Source organism: Planomonospora algeriensis (assembly GCF_977012225.1).
Map to the genome: position 1 here is coordinate 26,200 of NZ_CDRNDK010000014.1, position 9,467 is coordinate 35,666.

12 protein-coding genes and 1 pseudogene are annotated in these 9,467 nt (G+C 70.8%); 9 read left to right on the forward strand and 4 right to left on the reverse strand.

Translation table 11 applies throughout. From position 1 onward, the window contains the following. Positions 1 to 55 precede the first annotated feature (55 nt). The 4 genes from ACWJ6R_RS03090 to ACWJ6R_RS03105 all read left to right on the forward strand — a co-directional run bounded on the left by ACWJ6R_RS03090 (position 56) and on the right by ACWJ6R_RS03105 (position 2,975). The gene (locus tag ACWJ6R_RS03090) at positions 56 to 1,678 is read left to right on the forward strand and encodes a methyl-accepting chemotaxis protein (RefSeq protein WP_449060722.1); all 1,623 of its coding nucleotides are present in this window, start codon (positions 56 to 58) and stop codon (positions 1,676 to 1,678) included. Further along, positions 1,675 to 1,977, forward strand: coding sequence for a hypothetical protein (locus ACWJ6R_RS03095; RefSeq protein WP_449060723.1), 303 nt, complete (start codon positions 1,675 to 1,677; stop codon positions 1,975 to 1,977). Before ACWJ6R_RS03090 ends, ACWJ6R_RS03095 begins: the two co-directional genes overlap by 4 nt. 220 nt (positions 1,978 to 2,197) lie before the next feature. Continuing rightward, entirely contained in the window at positions 2,198 to 2,653 is a 456-nt protein-coding gene (locus tag ACWJ6R_RS03100) for an LmrA/YxaF family transcription factor (RefSeq protein WP_449060724.1), read from the forward strand. Positions 2,654 to 2,687: 34 nt separating this feature from the next. Then, the gene (locus ACWJ6R_RS03105) at positions 2,688 to 2,975 is read left to right on the forward strand and encodes a YciI family protein (RefSeq protein ID WP_449060725.1); all 288 of its coding nucleotides are present in this window, start codon (positions 2,688 to 2,690) and stop codon (positions 2,973 to 2,975) included. 328 nt (positions 2,976 to 3,303) lie between these two features. On the opposite strand, the gene ACWJ6R_RS03110 is transcribed toward ACWJ6R_RS03105, so the two are convergent. Both ACWJ6R_RS03110 and ACWJ6R_RS03115 read right to left on the reverse strand, forming a co-directional pair. Beyond that, positions 3,304 to 4,404: a serine/threonine protein phosphatase gene (locus ACWJ6R_RS03110; RefSeq protein ID WP_449060726.1), complete on the reverse strand. Its 1,101-nt coding sequence runs from the start codon at positions 4,402 to 4,404 to the stop codon at positions 3,304 to 3,306. A 182-nt stretch (positions 4,405 to 4,586) separates the two neighbouring features. After that, positions 4,587 to 4,757 carry a hypothetical protein gene (locus ACWJ6R_RS03115; RefSeq protein ID WP_449060727.1) on the reverse strand — a complete coding sequence of 57 codons (171 nt, stop codon included), beginning with the start codon at positions 4,755 to 4,757 and terminating at the stop codon, positions 4,587 to 4,589. Positions 4,758 to 4,779: 22 nt separating this feature from the next. Between ACWJ6R_RS03115 and ACWJ6R_RS03120 the strand changes: the two genes are divergently transcribed. From ACWJ6R_RS03120 to ACWJ6R_RS03130, 3 genes are all read left to right on the forward strand, one after another. Then, entirely contained in the window at positions 4,780 to 4,908 is a 129-nt protein-coding gene (locus tag ACWJ6R_RS03120) for a hypothetical protein (RefSeq protein ID WP_449060728.1), read from the forward strand. 157 nt (positions 4,909 to 5,065) lie between these two features. After that, positions 5,066 to 5,275: a hypothetical protein gene (locus ACWJ6R_RS03125; RefSeq protein WP_449060729.1), complete on the forward strand. Its 210-nt coding sequence runs from the start codon at positions 5,066 to 5,068 to the stop codon at positions 5,273 to 5,275. A 228-nt stretch (positions 5,276 to 5,503) separates the two neighbouring features. Then, a complete protein-coding gene (locus ACWJ6R_RS03130) occupies positions 5,504 to 6,478 on the forward strand; it encodes an NAD(P)-dependent alcohol dehydrogenase (protein ID WP_449060730.1) in 975 nt (324 codons plus the stop codon). 132 nt (positions 6,479 to 6,610) lie between these two features. On the opposite strand, the pseudogene ACWJ6R_RS03135 reads toward ACWJ6R_RS03130, so the two are convergent. Next, positions 6,611 to 7,008, reverse strand: a pseudogene (locus ACWJ6R_RS03135) (transposase family protein); the annotation flags it as partial. Positions 7,009 to 7,078: 70 nt separating this feature from the next. On the opposite strand from ACWJ6R_RS03135, the gene ACWJ6R_RS03140 reads away from it, so the two are divergent. Both ACWJ6R_RS03140 and ACWJ6R_RS03145 read left to right on the forward strand, forming a co-directional pair. Then, positions 7,079 to 7,903: a hypothetical protein gene (locus tag ACWJ6R_RS03140; protein ID WP_449060731.1), complete on the forward strand. Its 825-nt coding sequence runs from the start codon at positions 7,079 to 7,081 to the stop codon at positions 7,901 to 7,903. Beyond that, positions 7,900 to 8,277, forward strand: coding sequence for a GntR family transcriptional regulator (locus tag ACWJ6R_RS03145; protein ID WP_449060732.1), 378 nt, complete (start codon positions 7,900 to 7,902; stop codon positions 8,275 to 8,277). Before ACWJ6R_RS03140 ends, ACWJ6R_RS03145 begins: the two co-directional genes overlap by 4 nt. 554 nt (positions 8,278 to 8,831) lie before the next feature. Here the strand turns inward: ACWJ6R_RS03145 and ACWJ6R_RS03150 are convergent. Beyond that, positions 8,832 to 9,467: hypothetical protein (locus tag ACWJ6R_RS03150; RefSeq protein WP_449060733.1), on the reverse strand; the 636-nt coding region annotated here is incomplete at its 5' end.

The following is a 9,467-nucleotide window of genomic DNA, read 5'->3' on the forward strand; positions in this document are numbered from 1 at the left end:
CAATCCGGGGCCCACGCCGCCGATGGTGTGGTGAGTGCCACACGGAGGAATCGGGATGATGTCAAGGCTTATCGGCGACTGGAAGGTCGGAACACGGCTGATCGCATGCTTCGCCATGATCGTCGCGCTTTTCGGCGGCGCGGCGCTGGTGGGGCTGAACGCGCTGCGTGCCCAGGACGAGGCGGTCGAGCACATGAAGCAGATGACCCTGCTCAGCCGCGACATCCAGGAGATCAAATACTTCAACTCCGATGTGAGCGGCTGGCAGACCGCTTATGCGTGGGAGGCCGCGCTGGGCGACCCGGCCGAGGCCGTCAAGCCCGAGGCCGTCAGCCGCGCCGGATACCTGGAGGTCGCCGGGCGTCTGCGCACCCACCTGGACAGCGTCGAGACCTCGGCCATGACCGCCGAGCAGAAGAAGGCCTTCGAGACCCTCGTCGCGGACTGGGACGCGTTCCTGGCCATGGACGACAAGATCGCCGGACTGTTCGCCCAGGGCACCCGCCAGGCCGCCGACCAGGCCAACGCCCTGATCGGCGGTGATTCCTGGAACATCTACTACCGCATCCTGGAGACCACCGAAACGCTGGTCGACAGCGCTCGCTCCGGCAGCGACGCCGCCGCCGCGGCGGCCGCCGAGGCCTCCGGCTCGGCTCAGCGCCAGATGGGGATCGCCGTCGTGGTGGCGCTGATCGTGGCCGTGCCCCTGCTGGGCGTGGTCCGGCGCAGCATCACCGTCCCGCTGGCCCAGGCCGTGGTGGCGCTGAAGGCGCTGGCGGCCAAGGACCTGACCCGCCGGACCGACACCTCCGCCATGGGCGGGGAACTGCGGGAGATGGGAACGGCGATCAACGAGGCCGTCGATGTGCTGCGTGATGCGGTGTCGCAGATCAAGAGCGGCGCCGAGCAGATGTCACGTGCCTCGGACGTCATGCGCTCGTCCGCGACAAAGGTCGTGGCCAACTCCGACACGGCCGCCTCACGGGTCGACAGCGCCGCCGCCGCGGCCGAGGAGGTCAGCGGCAACGCCGAGATGGTCGCCGCGGGCGCCCAGGAGATGAGCGCCTCGATTCAGGAGATCAGCAGGAGCGCCTCGGAGGCGGCCTCGGTAGCCGGTGACGCCGTGGCCGCCGCGGGTTCGGCCAGCACGCGCGTGCAGCGGCTGAGCACCTCCTCTTCGGAGATCGGCGCGGTGGTCAAGGCCATCAACGCGATCGCGGAGCAGACCAACCTGCTGGCACTGAACGCCACCATCGAGGCGGCCCGGGCCGGGGAGGCGGGCAAGGGGTTCGCGGTGGTGGCCGGCGAGGTCAAGGACCTGGCGCAGGAGACCGCCAAGGCGACCGAGGACATCGCCGCCCGGGTGCGGGCCATCCAGGCCGACAGCGACGGCGCGGTCGACATCATCAACGGGTTCCAGGATGTCATCGGCCGCATCAACGACTACGTCACCACGATCGCCAGCGCGGTGGAGGAGCAGAGCGCCACCACCGCGGGCATGGGCGAGAGCGTCTCCGAGGCGGCCAGCGGCTCGGCCCGCATCGCCGAGCATGTCACGGCTGTGGCCGAGACGGTCGCCGAGGCGCACCACGCGGTGCGCGAGAGCATGACGATCATCGATGAGTTGTCGCTCATGGCCGAGGGGATGAACGAGCAGGCCAGGACCTTCACCGTGTGATCACCCTCAAGGTGGCCACGGGTGGCCGCCGGGCCCGCAGGGAGCTCATTCTCGTCATCGCCCAGGTCTTCGCCCCCGACGGTGTCCTGATCGCGGCCCTGGTGCAGCTGTGCGACGGCGCGATCACCGCAGCTCACTTGGACCGCGACACCCGCGCCGCCGCGCCCGTGCACTCGACGGCCGCGCTCATCGCAAGAGGGCGGCCGCGCCGGCGAGCCCGGTGGCCGGCGCCGCGGCGGCAGCTCGGCCGCCGCGGCCGGTTGACATCGCATAGGACGAGTGTCCTAATGTCCCTCTAGGACATCCGTCCTAACATGGTTCGATAAGGCGGCCGGTAATGCGGGGGTGTAAGGCAGTGAGGGCGGAAACGACCCGGGCCCAGATCGTCGAGGCGGCCGATCAGCTGTTCTACCGGCAGGGGTACGAGCACACGTCTTTACGGCGATCGCCGAGGCCGTACACATCTCCCGGGGGAACTTCTACTACCACTTCAAGTCCAAGGACGACATCCTGAGCGCGGTGATCGCCGCGCGGCTGGAGGACAGGCGGCGGATGCTCACGCGGTGGGAGACCGAGGAGACCGATCCCGCCGCCCGGATCCGCAGGTTCGTCGGGATCGTGGTGACCAATCGTGCCGACATCCAGAGCTACGGCTGCCCGGTGGGCACTCTGACCACGGAACTGGCCAAGCTCGGCCACCCCGCACTGGACGAAGCCGGCGGCCTGTTCTCACTCTTCCGCACCTGGCTGCGCGAGCAGTTCACCCAGCTGGGGCAGGAGGAGCAGGCCGACGCGCTGGCGATGCACGTACTGGCCTTCAGCCAGGGCGTCGCCACGCTGGCGCACGCCTTCAAAGACGAGGATTTCATCCGCCGCGAGGCCCAGCGGATGCACGACTGGCTGAGCGCGTACTCCGCGGGCACCGAAGCCGTCACCCACGCCGTGCCCGAGGACCGCGCGCGGGCCGACGCCTGACGTAGTCGAATCCAACGAAGCCGAGAGGGACCACATGTTCGTGGTGTTGCTGCGGTTCTCCGCCAACAGGAGCGCGGCCGAACGATACATGTCCGGCCACCAGGAGTGGATCAGGCGCGGCGTCGACGACGGCGTGTTCCTGCTGGTCGGCGGTATCCATCCGGGACGGGGCGGCGCGATCGTGGCCCACGGTACCTCACGGCAGGACTTGGAGAGCCGCGTGGCGGCCGACCCGTTCGTCGTCGAGGACATCGTCAGCGCGGAGATCGTCGAGATCGCGCCGTGGCTGGCCGACGACCGCCTGAAGTTCCTGCTCGCCTGAACACGCCTCCCGCCGGTCGCCGCAGGTGCCCCGCCACACCGATCGGACCGGGGCCGGGGCGGACGTGGCCGGTAGAACCTCGAAGACAGCGAACCGGTGCGGCCCTCACGATCGCCCGCGGGTGGCCGGCCACCGACCAGGGCCGGGGCGATCGATGTCACGGCGGCTCCTTCACCGCCGTGCCACCGGATGATCGCGACCCCTCGCAGGGGCGATGAGGACCAGTACGGATCGCAACTCGCGGGCCACCGCCCCGTGTTGCGACCTCTCGTAGAGCGGCTCTGTAACGGCCGAGGACCCGACCGGCTCACTCCCACGGGCGTGGGGATCAGCGCATTGCACTCAGAGCGTGTTCGATCTTCTCGTTCGGATACGACGTTGTCCTGCTGGTGCCGTACAGGTCCCAGTAGAAGTCATTGATGGCCGCCGCGACGGGTGCGTACCGGCGGATCACTGCGGCAACGGCTGGCGGAGCACCGGCGGGGTCCGCGCCGTTCGCGCACGCGCGGATGTATTCGTTGCGTTGTTCTGGTATGCCGTTTTGCGGCACCTTCACCTCGCAGACATTGGTGACGAGCCAGTTGACCAGCCGCATCAGCGCGTACCCGAGGTCGTGGGTGCGGTTGCGCTCCAGGAATTCGATCTCCTGCTTGGACAGGTCGAACCGAGGGGAGGTCGCCAGCCCGAGGTCGGCGATGTACAGGCGTTCACCGTCGGTGAGGATGTTGCCGAAGTGGCCGTCGAAGTGCATCAGTTCCTGGCCGTTCATGAAGGCCACGTCGGTGAGCAGGCACGACTCGACCATGGTGCTCGCCGCTATGGCAGCGTCCTGGCCGGCGGTGAGCTGAGCGGCGAGCCAGTCATGGAGGGTGTAGGGGATGAACTCCTGAAACAGCACGATGCTGGCCGAGGCACGGGCAAGGGCCTGGAGACGATCCCGTACCGCCGGTGATCCATCCCAGTACTGCACGACCGCCTCGATGTCGGCGTGCTCATCGGTGGGCGGCGGCGCTCCCGGCAGCACCCGCCAGTGATACAGCAGCGGAAAGGCCGCACTGCGCCCGGCCAGGACCCAGTTGGTCGTCATGACGTTGGCCGCGAGTTCACGCCAGGCGCCGAAGCCCGGCCCGGCGAGAGCGGTGAGTCCGTACTGGCAGAACGGAGGCACTCCGAACAGGTTCGCGGTGGACATCACGTTGCCCGGGCGGCGCTCCAGGTCGGTCAGCGGGATCCGCTTGGCGAAGACCGGCACGCCATCGATGGCCAGCAGTACCGAGGTCCCGCCTACCCCCGAGCCCAGAACCTGCGCCTGCTCCAGCGACTCGCCGAGCTGCCGGTCGCTGTGCAACGCCAACGCGCTTGCGACATCGCTGTATCTGTTGACACGCTCACCTTGAGACATGTCCAATCGTGCGTCTTGCAGTTCCAATGGCAGGCACCCTTCGTGATCAATTGCGTGGGTTGGACGCTACACCTATCGGGATGGGGCTTCCGGGTTCATGCTGCGGCGCTGACCCGGACGCTGTCGGCGGCGTCGAGGCGGGCGGCGAGCGCATGTCCGTCCCGGTCGTTCTTGACGGGGCGGTAGCGGGAGTCGGCGTAGGCGTCGAGTCATTGACCGCAGTCCCGGAAGGCCTCGTCCGCGTCGAGTCGTGCCTTGGCGGCCAGGCCGACGCGCAGGACCGGATGCATCTGGCCAACGCCCTGCTGGGCGCCGTGCGGGTGGAGGCGATACTCGTCGAGATCGGTGCGGCTGACTTCGAGAAGCTGGAGGCCGCGCACCGCCGAAGGGCTGCAGCGCCTGTTGGGCGTCGCCGGTATCGGGCAGGTCCCCGGCACCGACGCGGTCACCGGGCACGTCGCCGAGATCGAGAAGGCCCGCACCTGCCCGGCTGACGCGATCGGCGCGTCGATGTCCTGCTGCAGACGCTGAACGAGCTGTCGGCTCTGGGTTCCCGATGACCGATGTTAAGAATCATTGACATTTAGTATAAATCCCTTTACCTTCGAGAGTGTTGAAGATTCTTTACACGGGAGGCGGCATGCCGTACGAGGAGAAACGCGCGTGAGCGTACGCTGTGATCGCGGCCGTGGCACCGGCGGTCTACGCGGTGACCGTGTTCGGGCAGCTGGCCGACACGGAGGTCTCCCAGATCTCCTACGTGCGGCCGCTGCTCGTGGCGAGCCAAGCCCATCAGGCTCACCAGCCCCATCCGGCAGCCGCGGTCCACGTATGGACAGCTGGCGCAGGCCGACCCCGCGTCGGAGTGACCCGGCAGACCGTCATCTCCGTCGAGTAGGGCCGCTACTCGCCCTCGCTGGAGATGGCCTTCCAGGGCGCCAAGGTGTTCGGCGCGCCGATCGACCAGGTCTTCCACTACTCCGACGAGGTCTAGCCGCCCCGGGCACTCCCGGCGCGGCCCGTACGGCCGCCGCGGCTTCGCAGAACCGCTCCCACGGCATCCGGCGGGTCACGGCGGCGAGGGCACTCCCGTGCATCCCAGCCCCCGGATAGAAAGGGCAACGCCTTGAAAGCGGTCACCTACCACGCCTACGGTCCGCCGGACGTCCTCCGGATCGAAGACGTCAGCGAGCCCACCCCCGGCACCAAGGACGTGCTGGTAAGAGTCCACGCAGCGGTGGTGACGGCGGTGGACACCGTCTTCCGGGCGGGCGATCCGTTCTTCTCCAGGCTGGTCACCGGCCTCGTGCGGCCGAAGGTGAGGACGCTGGGCGGCGAACTCGCCGGAGAGGTCGTGGCGGTCGGCGGGGAGGTGACCCGCTTCGCCGTGGGTGATCAGGTCATAGCCGACACCGGTCCCGCCTTCGGCGCCCACGCCGAGTACGCGTGCCTGCCGGAGGACGGAGCGCTCGCGATCGCGCCGTCCGGCATGTCCCACAGCGAGGCCGCCGCGCTCTGCGACGGCGTGCTGACCGCCCTGCCCTTCCTCAGGGACCGGGCGCACCTGCGGGAGGGGCAGGAGATCCTGATCAACGGCGCCTCCGGGGGAGTGGGCATCGCCGCGGTGCAACTGGCCAAGTACTTCGGGGCACGGGTCACCGGCGTGTGCAGCGCCGCCAAACGGGAACTGGTGGAATCCCTCGGCGCGGACGAGACCGTCGTCTACACGGAGCAGGACTTCACCCGCACGGGCCGGACCTACGACGTCGTCTTCGACGTGGCGGGCAAGAGCTCGTTCTCGCGCTGCAGGCGGGTGCTCAGGAGCGGCGGGGTGTACCTGTCGACCGTCCCCTCCCCGGCGATCCTGCTCCGCTCGCTCCGGAGGCCGAGGCCCGGCGGCAAGCGGGCGGTCATCGCGTTCACCGGCCTGCGGCCGCCACGCGACAAGGCCGAGGACCTGCGCTTCGTCGTGGGCATCGCGGAGGCGGGGCGGATCAGGCCGGTCATCGACGGGCTCCACCCGCTGGCGCAGGCCGCCGAGGCGCACCGGCGCGTCGGCACCGGACACAAGAAGGGCAGCGTGCTCATCACCATGCCCTGACGGGCGCCCGGCGGGCGCAGGCCGCCGCCCTGACCATCAGCGTCAGTGACCAGAGCTTGGTCATGGTCCTCGACCAAGTCCAATGAGATCGTGTGGGTCGCGATGGCAGGCGGGGCATCGCGCCGACATCGCGCCCAGCACCCGCGGCACTCCGACCGCAGGCAGCGGCAGCCGCCTGAGCAGCCGCAACGCGGTCGACCGCGCTACCTGCACGCCCAAGGCCCCAGACAGCCGGGCGCTCGCCCGGCCCGCGAGCTCTCTCACCACCGCGCCCGACTGGTCGGCGAGTCGGTTCGTCCGGCGTTGGCAGCGCTCCAGCAGCCCGGGCACCTGTTCTCGGAACGTCCGCCGCGAGCAACTCCATACCGGGCAGGCCATCCGCCGCACCCGCACGACGCCACCACCCGCCGGCCGTCCACGGGAAGGTCCGCAATCATCCGGCCGCAGAACCCGTGCACCCGGCCGGTCGGCGTCCCGCACGCCGGACACCGCACGGGATCGTCCCGGGTCCGCACCACCCGGATCAGCTGGACGTTGACTTTGTCGCAAGTTATGACGCATCATGTTGATACAAAACTTGCGACACAAGGAGGAGACATGATGAACGCTTCCATGTCCGACGCCGGACCGCCGCCGGTGGACATCCGGTGCGCCGAGACCTGGCTGCGGCGGCACGGCCTGAGCGACGGCCCGCCGACGCCGTTGCTGGCCGCGCGCTTGGCGGTGCGGCGGCGGGTGCGGCTGCTGGGCAGCGTCCTTTTGGCCGTGCTGATAATCGCGGCCTCCCTGGCGCAGGTCGCCGCCCTGCCGGGAGCCTCCGCCTCCGGCGGGTCCGGGTCGCACCGGCTGGTGCCGGTGCTGGTGCTGAGCGTGTCGATCGGCGCGCTGTTGCTGACCCAGGCGCTGCTGGACGCCTGGGTGCGGCGCGTCGACCGGCGCGCCGGGGCGGCGCTGCCGCGGCGGGTGACCCATCCGGTGCAGCTCGGCTGGACCGCCCTGCTCGGACGGTCCTACACCGTCATGGCGGGCGCCACCTTCGCCTGCGCGTTCGCGCTGGGAGTGAGCGCGCTGGTCGTCACCGAGGGCACCGCACGGCACGCCGCCGTCGTGCTGCTGGTCGCCGTGACCGGAGTCGCCCTCGGCGCCGTCCTGCAACTGCGTGAGATGCTGGCCCGGCCCGTCGTAGCCGAAGACGAGGTCTCGCTGACGGCCGACGTCGTCATGCGGATCGAGGACGCGCGCGAGAGCTCCGCGCCGGCCGTGCTGTGGGCGCTGCCGGTGGTGCTGCTGTCCGGGTTCGCGCCCGGGTGGTGGAGCGCCGCCTCGGTGGGTTTCCTGGTGCTGGGGGTGCTCGCCTTCGTCGCCGTCCACCGCAGGGCGCCGTCGTACGCGGCCACGGCGCGGCGCGCGGTGGGCCTGCAATGATCGTCATCGATGCGGGCTCACCGGTCCCGCCGTTCGAGCAGTTGCGGGCCCAGCTCGCCCGGCAGATCCAGGACCGCACGCTGGCCGTGGGCGCCCGGCTGCCGACCATCCGCCACCTGGCGGCCGACCTCGGCCTGGCCGTCAACACGGTCGGCCGGGCCTACCGGGAGCTGGAGGAGGCGGGGCTGATCGAGACGCGCGGGCGGGCGGGCTCGTTCGTCTCGGCCGCCGGCGAGGAGGGCCGGGAACGGGCCCGCCGGGCCGCCGCCGACTATGCGGCCGTGATCGCCAGCGTCGGCCTCGACGCGGCCGAAGCGCTCCGCATCGTGCAGGCGGCTCTGGCGGCCGGTGCGGCGGCGCCGGCCTCGTCATGATCGCGACCCGGCCGCGGGGATCGGGGATCACGAGAGTCCGGGGCCGGAACGGCGGACCCCGCACGCTCGAGCGCCTGGGCGGGTGGCAGGGGCAGGAGCCGCGCCGTTTCGCCGGACACGCGGCGGGTAACCAGCCATGGCCGGCATCGGCTCCACGGCCGGAAACATGACCGGGGATCAGGGGTGGGGGAGCGGTCGATGCGTGCGCTGACCGTCACGCCGCCGCGGCCGGGCACGGCCGAGGTGCGGAAAGTGCCCGCCCCGCGACCCCGCGTGGACGAGTTGCTGTCGAGGGTCTGGCCATCGGCGTCCGCGGTACCGATGGCCTGGCCAGGGCCGACATCGGCTGACTGGAGCGGCTGATCACCCGCCGGGTGCCGCTGGAACGCTTCGCCGAGGCACTGACCGCGCAACCGGACGACATCAAGGTCGTCCTCACCCTGGACTGATCCCACCGGAGAAACCGGCTCGCGCTCGGCGCCTGATCGAGGCCGGTGGTGCACCGGCCGGGACGGGATCCCCGACGGCCAGCGGGTGATCTCGAGGGCGGCGGGTCATTCCTCCGGAGGCGCAGGGACGCCGCCGCGCGGTGCGGCGGTCAGCCGGGCGAGGAGCTCTTCCAGCCGGGTGGTGCGCATCTCGGCCGTCCTCAGGGCGATGCGGAGCTCCTCGGCCTGCGCCAGGGCGCCGTCGCGGCCGGTCTCGGCCTCGGCCGCCCGGATCCCCAGCTGAGCGATCTCCTGCCGGGCCCGGGAGAGGTCGCGGTCCCGCTGCTCCAGGGCCTCACGTACCCGGGTGGTCTCCTGCCGTGCGGTCTCGGCCTCGGCGCGGGCCTGCGCCCGGGCGTCCTCGGCCGCCTGCAGGCGCTCTCTCAGTGCGGCCGCCTGCTCGCGCAGGACCGCGTTGTCGGCATGGGCCTGGCTCAAAGCGCCGTCGGCGGCGGCCAGTAGCTCGCTCTGCCGCTGATGGGCGGCGCGCAGGGTCCGCAACTCGTCCTGGGCGCCGTGCATCTGATCGGCGAGCACCTCGTGGGCCGCCCGCGCCGCATCCCGGGCGGCTTCGGCCTGGCCGCGGGCACGCTCATGGCGGGCCACCTCCTCCCACGCGTGCCGCCGGGCGGTCTCGGCCTCGGCCTGCACGCGGGCGGACCGCCGCTCGGCCTGGTCGCGAGCGTCCTCGGCGTCACGGGC

Coding starts and splice junctions, on each gene's coding strand:
- ACWJ6R_RS03140 (WP_449060731.1), top strand. CDS start 7,079: ATGAACGCTTCCATGTCCGACGCCGGACCGCCGCCGGTGGACATCCGG.
- ACWJ6R_RS03145 (WP_449060732.1), top strand. CDS start 7,900: ATGATCGTCATCGATGCGGGCTCACCGGTCCCGCCGTTCGAGCAGTTG.
- ACWJ6R_RS03090 (WP_449060722.1), top strand. CDS start 56: ATGATGTCAAGGCTTATCGGCGACTGGAAGGTCGGAACACGGCTGATC.
- ACWJ6R_RS03105 (WP_449060725.1), top strand. CDS start 2,688: ATGTTCGTGGTGTTGCTGCGGTTCTCCGCCAACAGGAGCGCGGCCGAA.